The 15,445-nt window shown below is 69.2% G+C and carries 16 protein-coding genes; 13 read left to right on the top strand and 3 right to left on the bottom strand.

Annotated features, from left to right (window positions below; genetic code table 11):
* Positions 1 to 4 precede the first annotated feature (4 nt).
* From AC6CID_RS02115 to mce1N, 4 genes are all read left to right on the top strand, one after another.
* Positions 5 to 1,570 carry a bifunctional uroporphyrinogen-III C-methyltransferase/uroporphyrinogen-III synthase gene (locus tag AC6CID_RS02115; RefSeq protein ID WP_033096113.1) on the top strand — a complete coding sequence of 522 codons (1,566 nt, stop codon included), beginning with the start codon at positions 5 to 7 and terminating at the stop codon, positions 1,568 to 1,570.
* A gap of 86 nt (positions 1,571 to 1,656) precedes the next feature.
* Positions 1,657 to 2,634 (top strand): porphobilinogen synthase, encoded by a 978-nt coding sequence (gene hemB / locus AC6CID_RS02110; RefSeq protein ID WP_217579563.1) that lies wholly within the window; start codon positions 1,657 to 1,659, stop codon positions 2,632 to 2,634.
* A gap of 107 nt (positions 2,635 to 2,741) precedes the next feature.
* Positions 2,742 to 3,164, top strand: a complete 423-nt coding sequence (locus AC6CID_RS02105) for a hypothetical protein (protein WP_228044622.1) — start codon at positions 2,742 to 2,744, stop codon at positions 3,162 to 3,164.
* A gap of 251 nt (positions 3,165 to 3,415) precedes the next feature.
* Positions 3,416 to 3,904: a transport-regulating membrane protein Mce1N gene (gene mce1N / locus AC6CID_RS02100; protein WP_006552334.1), complete on the top strand. Its 489-nt coding sequence runs from the start codon at positions 3,416 to 3,418 to the stop codon at positions 3,902 to 3,904.
* Here the strand turns inward: mce1N and AC6CID_RS02095 are convergent.
* Positions 3,886 to 5,832: an acyl-CoA dehydrogenase family protein gene (locus tag AC6CID_RS02095; RefSeq protein ID WP_019291205.1), complete on the bottom strand. Its 1,947-nt coding sequence runs from the start codon at positions 5,830 to 5,832 to the stop codon at positions 3,886 to 3,888. The two genes, mce1N and AC6CID_RS02095, sit on opposite strands and share 19 nt — an antisense overlap.
* Positions 5,833 to 5,958: 126 nt before the next feature.
* Between AC6CID_RS02095 and hemL the strand changes: the two genes are divergently transcribed.
* The 7 genes from hemL (at position 5,959) to AC6CID_RS02060 (ending at position 13,083) form a co-directional block, all read left to right on the top strand.
* Positions 5,959 to 7,284, top strand: a complete 1,326-nt coding sequence (hemL, locus tag AC6CID_RS02090; RefSeq protein ID WP_024101714.1) for a glutamate-1-semialdehyde 2,1-aminomutase — start codon at positions 5,959 to 5,961, stop codon at positions 7,282 to 7,284.
* Positions 7,285 to 7,345: 61 nt separating this feature from the next.
* Positions 7,346 to 7,996, top strand: a complete 651-nt coding sequence (locus tag AC6CID_RS02085; RefSeq protein ID WP_006552331.1) for a histidine phosphatase family protein — start codon at positions 7,346 to 7,348, stop codon at positions 7,994 to 7,996.
* Positions 7,993 to 8,598, top strand: coding sequence for a TlpA disulfide reductase family protein (locus tag AC6CID_RS02080; RefSeq protein ID WP_006552330.1), 606 nt, complete (start codon positions 7,993 to 7,995; stop codon positions 8,596 to 8,598). Before AC6CID_RS02085 ends, AC6CID_RS02080 begins: the two co-directional genes overlap by 4 nt.
* Before the next feature lie 2 nt (positions 8,599 to 8,600).
* Entirely contained in the window at positions 8,601 to 9,419 is an 819-nt protein-coding gene (locus AC6CID_RS02075) for a cytochrome c biogenesis CcdA family protein (RefSeq protein WP_006552329.1), read from the top strand.
* The gene (gene resB, locus AC6CID_RS02070; protein WP_494292239.1) at positions 9,416 to 11,083 is read left to right on the top strand and encodes a cytochrome c biogenesis ResB family protein; all 1,668 of its coding nucleotides are present in this window, start codon (positions 9,416 to 9,418) and stop codon (positions 11,081 to 11,083) included. Before AC6CID_RS02075 ends, resB begins: the two co-directional genes overlap by 4 nt.
* The gene (gene ccsB / locus AC6CID_RS02065) at positions 11,083 to 12,066 is read left to right on the top strand and encodes a c-type cytochrome biogenesis protein CcsB (protein WP_498353504.1); all 984 of its coding nucleotides are present in this window, start codon (positions 11,083 to 11,085) and stop codon (positions 12,064 to 12,066) included. Before resB ends, ccsB begins: the two co-directional genes overlap by 1 nt.
* A gap of 51 nt (positions 12,067 to 12,117) precedes the next feature.
* Entirely contained in the window at positions 12,118 to 13,083 is a 966-nt protein-coding gene (locus tag AC6CID_RS02060; RefSeq protein ID WP_121208893.1) for a MinD/ParA family ATP-binding protein, read from the top strand.
* 26 nt (positions 13,084 to 13,109) lie between these two features.
* Here AC6CID_RS02060 and AC6CID_RS02055 read toward each other — a convergent pair whose 3' ends face one another.
* Both AC6CID_RS02055 and AC6CID_RS02050 read right to left on the bottom strand, forming a co-directional pair.
* Positions 13,110 to 13,310, bottom strand: a complete 201-nt coding sequence (locus AC6CID_RS02055) for a hypothetical protein (protein ID WP_498353503.1) — start codon at positions 13,308 to 13,310, stop codon at positions 13,110 to 13,112.
* Between the two features lie 190 nt (positions 13,311 to 13,500).
* Positions 13,501 to 13,710, bottom strand: coding sequence for a BldC family transcriptional regulator (locus AC6CID_RS02050; RefSeq protein WP_006552323.1), 210 nt, complete (start codon positions 13,708 to 13,710; stop codon positions 13,501 to 13,503).
* A 208-nt stretch (positions 13,711 to 13,918) separates the two neighbouring features.
* On the opposite strand from AC6CID_RS02050, the gene AC6CID_RS02045 reads away from it, so the two are divergent.
* Together AC6CID_RS02045 and cds1 are read left to right on the top strand one after the other, a co-directional pair.
* A complete protein-coding gene (locus AC6CID_RS02045) occupies positions 13,919 to 14,302 on the top strand; it encodes a DUF4229 domain-containing protein (protein WP_498353502.1) in 384 nt (127 codons plus the stop codon).
* On the top strand, positions 14,299 to 15,396 hold the full coding sequence (cds1, locus tag AC6CID_RS02040) for an L-cysteine desulfhydrase Cds1 (RefSeq protein ID WP_498353501.1): 1,098 nt from the start codon (positions 14,299 to 14,301) through the stop codon (positions 15,394 to 15,396). The genes AC6CID_RS02045 and cds1 overlap by 4 nt, the downstream gene beginning before the upstream one ends.
* The last annotated feature ends 49 nt before the right edge of the window (positions 15,397 to 15,445 follow it).

Genomic DNA, 15,445 nt, shown 5'->3' with positions numbered 1-15,445 from the left:
ACCGATGAGCCGAGTCCGTAAGCACAACCCCGGGCGCATCCTGTTCGTGGGATCGGGCCCGGGCGATCCTGCGCTGCTCACCGTGCGCGCGCGCGACGTGCTGGCGGGCGCCACGATCGCCTTCACCGACCCCGATGTGGACAAGGGTGTCGTGGCCCTCGTCGGTGTCGACCACGGCACCGACCCGGAGACCGGTGAGCCCGTCGCCGAGGTCCGTCCCGCGCTCGGCGAGCCCGCCGAGGTCGCCAAGACGCTCGTCGCCGAGGCGAAGGCCGGTCGCGACGTGGTGCGCCTCGTCGCGGGCGACCCGCTCACCACCGACTCGGTGATCGCCGAGGTCAACGCGGTCGCCCGCACCCAGGTGGTCTTCGAAGTCCTGCCGGGCCTGCCCGCCGGATCGTCCGTGCCGAGCTACGCCGGTATGGCGCTCGGCTCGTGCCACACCGAGGTCGACGTGCGCGGAGAGGTCGACTGGGCCGCGCTCGCCGCCGCCCCCGGCCCCCTCGTCCTCCATGCGACCTCCGGCCACCTCGCCGAGACCGCCAGCGCGCTGGTCGAACACGGCCTGGCGCCGCAGACCCCCGCCGCGATCACCGTGCGCGGCACCACCCGTCAGCAGCGCACCGTCGAGGCCACCCTCGCGACCCTGAACGACGCGGGTTCCGAGCTCGTCGGACCGCTCGTCGTCACCGTCGGCAAGGTCGTCTCGCACCGCAACAAGATGTCGTGGTGGGAGTCGCGCGCCCTGTACGGCTGGACCGTGCTCGTACCCCGCACCAAGGATCAGGCCGGCGAGATGAGCGAGCGGCTCGTCACGCACGGCGCGATCCCGATGGAGGTGCCGACCATCGCGGTCGAGCCGCCGCGCAGTCCCGCGCAGATGGAACGCGCGGTCAAGGGCCTGGTCGACGGTCGCTACCAGTGGGTGGTGTTCACTTCCACCAACGCGGTGCGTGCGGTGTGGGAGAAGTTCGAGGCGTTCGGTCTCGACGCGCGCGCGTTCTCCGGCGTCAAGATCGCGTGCGTCGGTGAGGCCACCGCTGCGAAGGTGCGCTCGGTCGGCATCATCCCCGAGCTCGTGCCCAGCGGCGAACAGTCCAGCCTCGGCCTGCTGGCCGAGTTCGCCCCGTACGACGACGTCTTCGATCCGGTCAACCGGGTGCTGCTGCCGCGCGCCGACATCGCCACCGAGACCCTCGCCGAGGGTCTGCGCGAGCGCGGCTGGGAGATCGACGACGTCACCGCCTACCGCACCGTGCGTGCCGCTCCGCCGCCGGCCGCGACCCGCGAGATGATCAAGACCGGTGGTTTCGACGCGGTGTGCTTCACCTCGTCGTCGACGGTCCGCAATCTCGTGGGTATCGCCGGCAAGCCGCACGCCCGCACGATCGTCGCGTGTATCGGCCCGAAGACGGCCGAGACGGCGATCGAATTCGGCCTGCGGGTGGACGTGCAGCCCGAGACCGCGCAGATCGGGCCCCTGGTCGACGCGCTCGCCGAGCACGCGGCCCGGCTCCGGGCGGAAGGCGCACTGCCTCCGCCGCGGAAGAAGTCCCGCGCCCGCCGCTGATCTCTGGTGATCCGATGATCCGTGCGCGGTCCCGGTAGTCGCCACTACCGGGGCCGCGCACGACCCGTATGGAAGGTGTTCTCCCCATGTTTCCCGACATCCGTCCCCGCCGGCTGCGCAGCACACCCGCCATCCGACGGCTCGTGGCAGAAACCTCCCTCGAACCCCGCCACCTCGTGCTCCCGATGTTCGTGGCCGACGGCCTCGGCGAGCCGCGCGAGATCGCGTCGATGCCCGGGGTGTACCAGCACACCGCCGATTCGCTGCGCAAGGCCGCGGCCGCGGCCGTGTCCGCCGGTGTCGGCGGCCTGATGCTCTTCGGTGTGCCCAGCCCCGAGGACAAGGACGCCCGTGGTTCCGCGGCGAGCGATCCCGGCGGTGTGCTCAACCGCGCGCTGCGGTCGCTGCGCAGCGAACTCGGCGACTCCACGGTGATCATGGCCGACACCTGCCTCGACGAGTTCACCGATCACGGCCACTGCGGTGTGCTCACCGACACCGGCGTCGTCGACAACGACGCGACCCTCGAGCGTTACGCCGAGATGGCCGTCGCGCAGGCCGAGGCCGGGGCGCACCTGCTCGGCCCGAGCGGCATGATGGACGGCCAGATCGGTTTCATCCGGTCCGCGCTGGACGAGGCCGGGCACACCGAGGTCGGTCAGCTCGCCTACTCCGCGAAATACGCCTCGGCGTTCTACGGTCCCTTCCGCGACGCCGTCGGCTCGTCCCTCGAGGGAGATCGCCGCACCTACCAGCAGGATCCGGCGAACCGTCGCGAGTCGCTGCACGAGGTGGACCTCGACCTCGCCGAGGGCGCCGACATGGTGATGGTCAAGCCGGCGATGTCGTACCTCGACGTGCTGCGCGAGGTGGCCGACCGCTCGCCCGTCCCGGTGGCCGCCTACCAGATCTCGGGGGAGTACTCGATGATCACCGCGGCCGCGCAGAAGGGCTGGATCGATCGCGATGCGGCGATCCTCGAATCGCTGGTCGGCATCCGGCGGGCCGGTGCGGACGTCGTCCTCACCTACTGGGCCGCCGAGGTCGCGGGTCGCCTGTCATGAGCTTCCCCGCACCTCCTGTCGGGCCCGGCCCCGCGGCGAATCGTCCCGTTCCCGGAGACGTCACGACGGCCCACCAATTGTGGTGCGGGGTACTCGCTCTCGCCGTCGTGAGTTTGGCGGCAAGTCTCGCCGATCTGCTGAGTCGACGCGAGGAACTGCTCGACCTCATGACCACGATGGCCGCCGAGCAGGCCATCGAGGGCGTCACCACGGAGCAGCTCGAGTCGGCGGTCCCGCTGCTGGTCGCGCTGACCGCCGGCATCGGCCTGGTGATCGTCGGACTGCTCTATCTGGTAGTCAGGCAGCTGTTGAAGGCCAAGAACTGGGCCCGGATGCTGCTGACCCTGCTCGGGGTGTTCATGTCGCTGTCGACCCTGCCCACCGTCTTCGGTGTGGGCGTCGGGGAGGGCGGCGCGGGCTGGATACTCGGTGTGGTGGGCATTCTGCAAGCCGTCGCGACCGTCGGAGCGATCGTGCTGATGCACCGGCGGGATGCCAACCGCTTCTTCCTGCGACTGCCGGAAGAATAGACGTACCACTCGGTTTCGTCCGGCGCGACCGAAGAGTACGGTGGGCTCACCATGTGGGCCGCACGGCCCTTTCCGTCGAGCGAAAAGGACGTCATGCAGGTGGAACCGCGGCCCTATGGGCGCCGTCGCGAATTGGTGTTGATCGCTCTCATCGCCCTCCTCGGACTGGTGACCACCGTGCTGCTGGTGATCCCCGGCGCGTTCGCCGCTTGACCGACCCGACGGCCCCAGATCCGGCAACCCCTGATCCGATGGGCACCGACCCGGCCGGGCCGCTGTTCCACGAACCCGGAGCGCGCTGGCGCACGGTCGCCATCGGCCCGCTGGTCTGCGTCGTGGCCCTCGTCGTCGAACTGTTCACCGGCCCCGTCGTGCACTGGGTCGCGCTGCCGATCATCGCGATCGTGCTCGCCGGCTTTTCCTACGTGATGGTCGTGGCTGCTCGTCGGCACGTCAGCGTCGAGCTCACCTCCACGGTCCTGCGGCAGGGCACCGAGGAACTGCCGGTCGCCGAGATCGAGGCGGTGCTGCCGCCGCCACCGGACGACCGGCGCGATCCGGAACGCTGGGAGACCGCCCGAAGCCTCGGCGAACTGGCGGATGTGCCGCGCGGCCGCAAGCCTGTCGGACTGCGGCTCATCGGAGGAACGTTCGTGCGGGCGTGGGCGAAGGACGCCGACGAGCTGCGAGCACGGCTCGGCGAGCTCGTCGGCGAACCCGGTCAGACTGCGACGTCCTGAGGTGGGACGACCGCTCCCTCACGGTCGAGCATGGCCGAGCCGAGCAGGTAGTCGGGCACACCCAACCCGTCCACGAGCGTCAACGCGTGCGGACGCAGGCTGCGGCACCGCTCGTTGATCCCGCGTGTGACGGCCTTGGCGCGTTCGACCGACAGCAGGCGGTGCTCCATGAACCACGCCTTGTCCTCGTCGATGATCGTCAGCGCGTAGAGATCGCACAGCTCCGACAGCAGGTCGCGGGCGGTCTCGTCCTTGCAGTCCTCGATCGCGGCGACGAACGCCTCGAGCACGACTCGGTCGATGTGCGCGCGGGCGGCGTGCAGAACGTGGTCCTGCACGAAGTTGAAGGCGTCGAACGGGTTGTCCTCACGCTTCATCGCGGCCTGCAGGCGCCGGGCCGCAGTGGACAGCAGGTACTGCTCACGGTCCTCGAACATCGTCACCTGGGTGCCGCGGTCGAAGAGGCTGCCGTCCTCCTCGTTGTCCTGGCGGGTGTCGACGATCGTCTGGATGATCTGCTGCGCCGCGGTGCGCTTCTTGACGATGTCGGAGATGGTGGTCGCGGCGAAGCGCATCCACTCCACCGGGCTCATGCCCTGCACCTCGTCGGCGTAGGCCGTGAGCAGTTCCTTCGCGACCAGCTGGGTCAGGACGTGGTTGTCGCCCTCGAAGGTCGTGAACACGTCCACGTCCGCGCGCAGCGCCGTCAGCCGGTTCTCGGCCATGTAGCCGGCACCACCGCACGCCTCGCGGCACTCCTGTATCGCCCGCGACGCGTGCCAGGTGTTGGCGGCCTTGAGGCCGGCCGCGCGACCCTCGAGTTCGCGCTGTTCCTGCGCGTCGAGTTCCTGCAACGACGTCGACTGCAGCCGGTGCATCGTCGTGAGCAGCTCGTTCTGGGCGAAGCCGAGCGCGTACGAGCGGGCGATCAGCGGGAGCAGGCGCCGCTGGTGGACGAGATAGTCCATGATCGGCACCTCGCCGTCGCGCCCGGGGGCGTCGAACTGGCGACGCTTCTCGGCGTAGCGGGTGGCGATGCTCAGCGCGACCCGCGCCGCCGCACCCGCCGAGCCGCCGACGGTGATGCGCCCGCGGACCAGCGTGCCGAGCATCGTGAAGAACCGTCGGCTCGGGTTGTCGATGTCCGAGGCGTAGGTGCCGTCCGGTTCGACGTCCGCGTACTTGTTGAGCAGGTTCTCCCGGGGGATGCGCACCTGGTCGAAGACGATGCGGCCGTTGTCGACACCCGGCAGGCCGCCCTTGTAACCGCAGTCGGAGGTCGTCACACCCGGCAGGTCGTTGCCGTCCTCGTCGCGGATCGGGACGACGAAACAGTGCACACCGTGCGTCTCACCCTGCGTGACGAGCTGCGCGAAGACGGCCGCGAACCGGGCGTGTTGCGCCGCGCCACCGATGTAGTCCTTGCGGGACGACGGGGTGGGGGAGTGGATCACGAACTCCTGGGTGTCCGGATCATAGGTCGCCGTGGTCTCGAGCGACTGCACGTCGCTGCCGTGGCCCGTCTCGGTCATCGCGAAGCAGCCGAGCACGTCGAGGTCGATGAGCTGCTTGACGTACTTCTCGTGGTGCCGCTCGGTGCCGAGGTTCTCGATGGCACCGCCGAACAGGCCCCACTGCACGCCCGCCTTGACCATCAGCGACAGGTCGGACATCGCGAGCATCTCGATGGATGCGACCGCGCCGCCCGCGTCGCCCGTGCCGCCGGACTCGACGGAGAAGCCCGCCGCGGCATAGCCGTGTTCGGCGAGGATGCGCATCTGCTCGAGCGTGATGGCGCGCGCCTTGTCGGTCTCGGGGGTGTAGTGCGGTGCGAACTTCTCGTGCGCGAGATCCTTGCGTGCGCGTTCGCGTGCTTCGTGCCACGCACCGTCGAGTGCGATGCGCAGGTGTTCGGCTGTCGTCGGCATGCCTCAGACGATAGGTGCGACAAGTCACTCACGGTGTCCCTTTTTCCTGGTAAGGGAGAAAAAACACATGAGGTTTGAGGAACACTGTTTTTGGCAAATCCCGCGAAACTACGGACACTGGAAGTCGTGACTGCGACCCCCGATGCTTCGTCCACCCACGACACTCGATCCGCCGCACTCTTCCACCGGGCATCGAAGGTGACACCGGGGGGCGTCAACTCTCCGGTCCGCGCGTTCGGATCGGTCGGCGGCAATCCTCCTTTCTTCGCATCGGGATCGGGTCCGCTGCTCACCGACGTCGACGGAAAAACCTACGTCGACCTGGTGTGTTCTTGGGGCCCGATGATTCTCGGGCACGCGCATCCGGCGGTCGTCGAGGCCGTCCGATCCACCGCGCCGGCGGGTCTGTCGTTCGGTGCCCCCACCGAGGGTGAGGTCGAACTCGCCGAGGAGATCGTCGCCCGCATCGCACCCGTCGAGCAGGTCCGGCTCGTCAACTCCGGCACCGAGGCGACGATGAGTGCCGTCCGTCTCGCGCGCGGATTCACCGGACGGTCGAAGATCGTGAAGTTCGCGGGTTGTTATCACGGTCACGTCGACGCGCTGCTCGCCGACGCCGGTTCCGGCCTCGCCACCTTCGGTCTGCCCACCTCGCCCGGCGTCACGGGCGCCCAGGCGGGCGACACCATCGTCGTCCCCTACAACGACCTCGCCGCCGTGCGCGCCGCCTTCGAGGCGAACCCCGGTGAGATCGCCGCGGTCATCACCGAGGCCGCCGCCGGCAACATGGGCACCGTCCCGCCGGTGTCCGGCTTCAACGAGGGCCTGCGCGAGCTCACCCGTGAGCACGGCGCGCTGCTGATCATGGACGAGGTGATGACCGGCTTCCGCGCGAGCCCGACCGGCTGGCACGGCATCGACGGTGTCTCCGGCGACCTGATGACCTTCGGCAAGGTCATGAGCGGAGGTCTGCCCGCCGCGGCCTTCGGTGGCCGCGCCGACGTCATGGCCCATCTCGCCCCGAGCGGACCGGTCTACCAGGCCGGCACCCTGTCCGGTAATCCCGTCGCCGTGGCCGCCGGCCTCGCGAGCCTGCGTGCCGCCGACGCCGAGGTCTACGCCACCCTGGACCGCAACTCCGAGACCCTCGGGCGTCTGCTGGGGGAGGCACTCGCCGCCGAAGGGGTGCCGCACCGTGTCCAGAATGCCGGCACGCTGCTGAGCGTCTTCTTCACCGATGAGCCGGTGACGAACTACGAGCAGGCCAAGGCCGCGCAGACCTGGCGCTTCCCGGCCTTCTTCCACGCGCTGCTCGAGCGCGGCGTCTATGCACCCCCGAGTGCCTTCGAGACGTGGTTCGTCTCGTCCGCGCTCGACGACGACGCGTTCTCGCGGGTCGCCGACGCGCTGCCGCACGCCGCGCGCGCGGCCGCCGCGGCGACCGCGCCGTAGCACCGCTCTCCTGCCTGCCCAGCCCGATCCGCCCCTTCCACACCCCTCGAGGAACATCGACGTGACCGACGCCGCCCCGTCCGAGACCCGCACGATCGTGCACGTGCTCCGCCACGGAGAGGTCCACAACCCCTCCGGAATCCTCTACGGCCGCCTGTCCGGCTTCAAGCTGTCGGTGACCGGTGAGGCCCAGGCACGTGCGGTCGCGGCGTCGCTCGCCGACCACGACATCGCACACGTGGTCGCGTCCCCGCTCGAACGGGCCCAGCAGACCGCCGCCCCGATCGCGGAGAAGCACGGACTGCAGATCCGCACCGACGAGAACCTCATCGAGGCGGCCAACGACTTCGAGGGCTTGAAGGTCTCGGTCGGCGACGGTGCGCTCAGCCGCCCGCGCCACTGGTGGAAGCTGCGCGATCCGTTCACCCCTTCCTGGGGCGAGCCCTACCTGCAGATCGCCCACCGCATGCTCGCCGCCGTCCACGCGGCCCGCGTGGCCGCGGTGGGGCGGGAAGCGGTGTGCGTGAGCCACCAACTCCCGGTGTGGACGCTGCGCCGCTTCCTCGAGGGCGAGCGACTGTGGCACGACCCGCGTCGCCGCCAGTGCAGCCTCGCCTCGCTGACCTCCCTGGTCTACGAGGGTGACACCCTCGTCGACCTGGTCTACTCCGAGCCGGCCGGCGCCTCCGACCCGAACGTCCACGGCGCATGAGAAAGGTGTTCCGGGCGACGGTCGCCGCGATCTGCGGTGCCGTCCTTCTCACCTCCTGCGCCACCGGGGACGACGCCGTCGCCACCGGGGGAACGTTCGACTTCGTCTCGCCCGGCGGGCAGACCCGCATCTTCTACGACCCCCCGGCCGACCGGGGCACCCTCGGTGAGCTCACCGGCGAGGACCTCATGAACGAGGGCGAGACCATCTCCCTCGACGACTACGAGGGCCAGGTCGTCGTGCTCAACGTGTGGGGCCAGTGGTGCGCGCCGTGCCGCAGCGAAGCCGACGATCTCGAGGAGGTCTACGAGGCCACCAAAGATCTCGGGGTGCAGTTCCTCGGCATCAACGTCCGCGACAATCAGCGCGACAAGGCCCAGGACTTCGTCACCGACCAGCGGATCGGCTACCCGTCGATCTACGACCCGCCGATGCGGTCGCTGCTCGCCCTCGGCCGCAACTACCCGACCTCGGTCGTGCCGACGACGGTCGTCCTCGACCGTGAGCACCGCGTGGCTGCGGTCTACCTGACCGAACTGCTCGCCGAGGACCTGCAACCGGTCGTCGAACGGGTCGCGGCGGAACCGGATTCGGAGCAGTAACAGTGATCCTTGCGTCGGGTGTCGGGGAGACCTTCCAGAACGCGGCCCTGTCGGGTCCGCTGCTGCTGGCGATGGGCGCGTGCCTGCTCGCCGGTCTCGTCTCCTTCGCATCGCCGTGCGTCGTGCCGCTCGTTCCCGGCTATCTGTCCTACCTCGCCGGAGTGGTGGGAGCCGAGGCCCCCGCCGTCACCGCCGAGCAGGCCGGTGCCCGCACCACGACCGTCCGCAGCGACGGCCGCCTCCGGGTGGCCGGTGCCGCCGGGCTGTTCGTCCTCGGATTCACCGTGGTGTTCGTCCTCGCGACGGCCTCGGTGTTCGGGGCGATCTCCGCGCTCGCCGTCAACCGCGAACTGCTCATGCGGATCGGTGGTGTCGTCACCATCGTGATGGGTCTGGTCTTCATCGGTCTCATCCCAGTCTTGCAGCGCGACACGCGTCCGGCGCCCCGGCGCATCTCGAACCTTGCGGGAGCCCCGCTGCTCGGCGCGGTGTTCGCGCTCGGGTGGACCCCGTGCCTCGGTCCCACCCTCGCCGGCGTCATCTCGCTCGCGGCGGGCACCGAGGGCACCACCGCGGCACGCGGGGTGACGCTGATCGTCGCCTACTGCCTCGGCCTCGGGTTGCCGTTCGTCGTGCTCGCGCTCGGTTCGGCGCGGGCGCTGCGCGGGGTGGGCTGGCTGCGCACCCACGCGCGGACCGTGCAAATCGTCGGTGGCCTGATGCTCATGGCCGTCGGCATCGCTCTCGTCACCGGTGCGTGGGACCTGTTCGTGTCCTGGGTCCGTGACTCGTTCATCTCGGAAGTGACTCTGCCCGTATGACCGCGACACACACCCCGACCCCCGCACCGCAGCCGTCGCCTCCGCCGCGACAGGCCGCGTTCGGACGTGCCACGGCCTTCGTGCGGAACACCTGGCGCGGCCTGACGTCGATGCGGACCGCGCTGGTCCTGCTGTTCCTGCTCGCGCTCGCCGCGATCCCGGGCGCACTCCTGCCGCAGCGCAGCCTCAACACCCAGAAGGTCGACGAGTACATCGCGGCCCGGCCGACGCTCGGACCGATCATGGACCGCTTCGAGCTGTTCGACGTCTTCGGAAGCTTCTGGTTCACCGCCGTCTACGTGCTGCTGTTCGTCTCGCTGGTCGGCTGCATCCTGCCGCGCTGCGTCGAGCACTTCCACGCCCTGCGCACCCCGCCGGTCGCCGCGCCGCGCAACCTGCAGCGCCTGCCGCACCACACACAGACGATGGTGACCGAGGCCCCCGCCGACGCCCTCGACCGGATCCAGAAAGAGCTGCGCGGTTGGAAGGTCGTGCGCCGCGAGGGCGGTGCCCGCGGGCGTGACGGCGAGGTGACCCTGTCCGCCGAGAAGGGTTATCTGCGCGAGGCCGGCAACCTGGTCTTCCACATCTCCCTCGTCGGGCTGCTCGTCGCCGTCGCCGCCGGCAAGCTCTTCGGTTACGAGGGGCAGCGCATCCTCGTCGCGAACGGTGAGGAGTTCTGCACCACCTCGCCCGCCTCCTTCGACTCGTTCCGCGCCGGCAGCACGCTCGACGGCACCGGTCTGAACCCCATGTGCGTGCGGGTGAACACCTTCGTCGCCGACTATCTCGACAACGGCCAGGCCGAGATGTTCACCTCCGACATCGAGTACCAGTACGGCGACGACCTCGTCACGAACACCTGGCGCGACGCGCAATTGAAGGTCAACCATCCGCTGCGGGTCGGCAGCGACCGCGTGTACCTACAGGGTCACGGTTACGCCCCGACCTTCACGGTCACCTGGCCGAACGGCGAGACCCGCACCGAAACGATGCAGTGGGCGCCCGACGACGCGACGACCTTCCTCAGCAGCGGCGCCATGCGCTTCGACCCGCCCGGTGGCATGTACCCCGACGCCGACGAGCGCCGGAAGAACCAGATCGCGATCGAGGGACTGTTCGCGCCGACGGCGTCCTTCCACGGCACGCTGCTCACATCGATCTTCCCCGCCCTGACGGACCCGGCTGTCGCCATCGACATCTACAAGGGCGACTCCGGTCTCGACACCGGCAACCCGCAGTCGCTGTTCTCGCTCAACAAGGAACTGATCAATCAGGGACGCCTCGTGAAGCAGGATCGTGTCAACCTGCGTCCGGGGGAGAGCGTGACGCTCGCCGACGGCACCGAGGTGCGATTCGACAAGGCCACCGACTTCGTCAACCTGCAGGTCTCCCACGACCCGGCTCAGCAGTGGGTGCTGGTCGCGGCGATCTTCATGATGGGCGGACTGCTCGTGTCGCTGCTGGTCAAACGACGCAGAGTGTGGGCACGCGCGTACCCGGACGGTACAGTGAGCGACGGCGAACGACGGACCGTAGTAGAGCTCGGCGGTCTCGCACGAACCGATCAGGCCGGATGGGGAGACGAGTTCGACCGACTGGTCGAGCGCCTTCTCGGCGACGATGCACCCTCCGCCCCGGCGGCACAGGAGAAGAAGAACTGATGACAGAGAACGACACCCTCGCGCAGTACAGCGACTGGGCCTTCGAATCGGCGTTCGCGGTGCTCGTGCTGGCTCTGCTGCTGCTCATCGCCGAGTACGCGACCCACCGGGCCGACGTCGTGGCGGAGCGGGAACGCGAACTCGTGGCCGCCGGAAGGCAGCAGGCCCCCGCCGAGCGCGCGACCGGGCCGGGACGGATCGACCAGACGCCGAAGCGCACCGTGTCGCAGCGTCTCGGCAACATGGGACGCGCGCTCGTCGTCGTGGTCGCGGGCCTGCAGCTCGCCTCGATCGTCCTGCGTGGGCTGGCCACCGAGCGGTTCCCGCTCGGCAACATGTACGAGTTCGTCTCGATGGCGTGCACCGCCGCGGTGATCTTCGGGCTGATCGTCCTCCGCAAGCCGGCCTACCGGATCATGTGGGTGTACCTGGTGGTCCCCGTATTGATCCTCATGTTCCTCGCGGCGACGGTGTTGTATGCCGACGCCGCTCCCGTGGTGCCGGCCCTCCGATCGTTCTGGCTGCCGATCCACGTGACGATCATCAGCGTCGGCAGCGGCATCTTCCTCGTCTCGGGTGTCGCGAGCGTGCTGTTCCTGCTGCGCATCCGCTTCCCGAAGGGCGAGGAGCGCAGCGGTGTGTTCGCGGCGATCGCCGAGCGGCTGCCCGACGCGCAGACCCTCGACCGGCTCGCCTACCGCACCACGATCATCGGCTTCCCGCTGTTCGGCGCCGGCATCATCCTCGGGGCAATCTGGGCCGAGGCGGCGTGGGGACGCTTCTGGGGCTGGGACCCGAAGGAGACGGTCTCGTTCATCTCGTGGGTCATCTACGCCGCCTATCTGCACGCGCGTGCGACCTCCGGCTGGCGGAACACCCGCGCAGCGTGGATCAACGTCGTCGGCTTCGTCACGGTGCTGTTCAACCTGTTCATCATCAACATGGTCGTGTCGGGCCTGCACTCGTACGCCGGGCTCAACTGAGGCTGCTATCGTCGCGCCGTCGTCCGTGACAGTCGACGGGGGGAGAACGCGGTGAATGGGGCCGGTAACGGGTCGTCGGGGCTCGACGGACACGCATTGGACGCGACGGCGCTGGACTCGTCGCTACTTGTACGTCCGGTCGCCGCGCCGCCGCGGAAGGGCTGGCGGCGGGTCGTCTACCGGGCGACCGGTGGTCGCGTGCACGTGGGGGAGAGTTCCCGGCAGCAACGCAAGGAGGAATCGGCCGAGCGGGTGCGTGCACCGCTGCACGGCTGCCATCGTATCGCCCTGCTGAGTCTCAAGGGCGGGGTGGGCAAGACGACCACCACGGTCACGCTCGGCTCGACCTTCGCGGAGCTGCGTGGCGATCGGATCGTCGCGGTCGATGCGAATCCGGACCGCGGGACGTTGAGTCAGAAGGTGGCCGAACAGACGCCGGCCACGGTGCGCACGCTGCTGCGCGATCAGTCGCTGCTCGAGACATATGCGGACGTGCGCGCCTACACCTCGCAGAACACGCATCGTCTCGAGGTGCTCGCCTCGGACACCGATCCGGCGGTCTCGGAGGCCTTCAGCGCCGACGACTACGAACGGACGTTGGGTCTTCTTGAGCGGTTCTACAGCATCGTGCTCACGGATTGCGGGACCGGGCTCATGCACTCCGCTATGACCGCGATCCTCGAGAACGCCGACACGCTGGTCGTCATCAGTTCCGGTTCGGTGGACGGCGCCCGCAGCGCGTCGGCCACGCTCGACTGGCTCGACGCGCACGGCTATCGCGAACTCGTCGAGCGGTCGGTGGCCGTCGTCAACGCGGTGCGGCCGAGGTCGGGCAAGGTCGACCTCGACCTCGTGGTGCGACACTTCGAACAGCGGTGCCGCGCGGTCCACGTCCTGCCCTTCGATCCCCACCTCGAAGAAGGGGCGGAGATCGACCTGGACCGGTTGCAGTCGGGTACGCGGCGCGCCCTGCTCGGACTCGCCGCGGATATCACCGACGGTTTCGCCGCGCGGTGACAGACCGCTCGGCGTAACGCGAACGGTCAGTCGCCCCGCTCCTGATCGGACTCGCCGGTGCCGTCGCCACTCCGGCGGCGGTGCACCTCGCGATCGACCTTCCACAGGAAGTCGGGATCGTCGTCAGGCCCCACCACGCGGGACGGCGGACGAGATGTGGGACCGTACGCCTTCCACAGCAGGACGGCGAGTGTCACCGCACCGATGAGTGCCAACAGATAGAGCACGTTGCACCTCCTGACCGTGGTGGTGCCGGACGAGGACGTGCCCTCGCCGTGCACCTCCGGGCCGCGGCGACCGCAGACCGGTTCGTCCACATTCTAGGTGGGAGGAACCCGGTCCGGCACGTGGGTTCCGCGGGTGGTCGGCCGGGGTCCGGCAGGTGTACGCCGGAGGTGCGGATTCTACTGTCTCGGATCAGCGTGTCGCTTCGGTCGTGAGGGAGCGGAGAAGCGCCAGGACCTCGGACTCACGGAAGCGCCGATGGCCACCGGGGGTCCGCAGCGAGCCCAATCGGCCGGCGTGGGCCCACCGGGTGACGGTCTTGGGATCCACATGGAACAGTGCCGCCACCTGGCCCGGGGTCAGCAGGGATTCCTTCGCGCCGTTGAAAGTGGGTGCGCTCATTGCGAATGTCCTCCCGGTTGTCGTGATCGTGTTGTTCGACGCGATCGAGTTGTTCGATCGGGATGTCCAAGCCCATGGTGGCACCGATACCCCTGGTTGCTCGAACGGTCTACGGTTGGTAAAGCGGAAGTAATAGACAAAACGGACGGATGTCCGACTTACGGAAATCGACGCGGGGCTCGTCGTCCGGGCGGCCGGTTAACCTGGAGTGGTGAACGACGAACGCCGGAACGAACCCTCGGATACCCCCTCCCAGCCCACTCCACACCCTCACGGTGAGGGCGCCACGGCCGCCGGCGGTCAGGCGGGGACCGGGTCCCTGATCCGGGACGTCGCGTTGTACTCGGTGGCGCGACTCGCCCTCGTGGTCGTGCTCACCCTGCTCATTCTCTACGTTCCTCGGGCATTCGGGGTGGAAATCCCCCTCCTCGTCGCGGCCCTGTTCGCCGTGCTCATCGCCCTGCCCGTCTCGCTCGTGCTCTTCGCGTCGCTGCGGCGTCGCGTCAACGAGGGCATCGCCGCGGTCGACGAGCGTCGGCGCACCGAACGCGCGGACCTCGAGAAGCGCATGCGCGGCGAGAACGGGCGGTGACGGCGACCGGCGCGGTCGTCGACCGCAGTGCACCCCGGGACTGGGTCGACAACGCGGTCCGGCTCATCGAGGCCGACGCCCAGCGCAGCGCCGACACCCACCTGCTCCGCTACCCGCTCCCCGCGGATTGGGGCATCGACCTGTACTTGAAGGACGAGTCGACGCACATCACGGGCAGCCTCAAGCACCGTCTTGCGCGCTCGCTGTTCCTCTACGCCCTGTGCAACGGCTGGATCCGTGAAGGGACCCCGATCATCGAGGCGTCCTCCGGGTCCACCGCGGTCAGCGAGGCGTACTTCGCGCGACTCCTCGGCCTCGACTTCGTGGCCGTCGTACCGCGCCGCACCTCGCCGGCGAAGGTCGCGCTCATCGAGGCCCAGGGCGGCCGGTGCCATTACATCGACCGCCCACCCGAGATCTACACCGAGGCGCAGCGGCTCGCCGACGAGCTCGGCGGCTGCTTCATGGACCAGTTCACGAACGCCGAGCGGGTCACCGACTGGCGGGGCAACAACAACATCGCCGAGAGCATCTACTCGCAGATGCGTCTCGAGCGTCATCCCGTGCCGGAGTGGATCGTCGTCGGCGCCGGAACCGGCGGCACGAGCGCGACCCTCGGCCGCTACATCCGCTATCGCCGTCACCGGACACGGCTGGCCGTCGTCGACCCGGAGAACTCGGCGTTCTTCGGCGGGTTCGAGACGGGATCGGCCGACTACACGACCGGCATGCCCTCGCGCATCGAGGGGATCGGACGTCCGCGCGTCGAGCCGTCCTTCGTGCCCGAGGTCGTCGACCGAATGGTGCGGGTGCCCGACGCGGCGTCCATCGCCGCCATGCGGCACGCGAGCACCGTGCTCGGACGTCAGGTGGGCGGCTCGACCGGCACGAACCTCTGGGGAGCCTTCGGCCTGATCGCCGAGATGCTCGCGGAGGGCCGTGAGGGCAGCGTCGTGACGCTGCTGTGCGACGGCGGCGAGCGCTACGCCGACACCTATTTCTCCGACGAGTGGGTCGCTGCCGAGGGGATGGACCTCGCAGGGCCGCTCGCGGTCCTGGAGAAGTTCGCGACCACCGGCGGCTGGCCCCGGTAGAGCCTTCACCACCTGCGCAGATTCCGTTTCTGTCAATCGTCGTTGACGC

It is taken from the genome of Rhodococcus sp. GQ147, from assembly GCF_059759155.1.
This window is presented reverse-complemented; position numbering and strand designations above follow the sequence as displayed.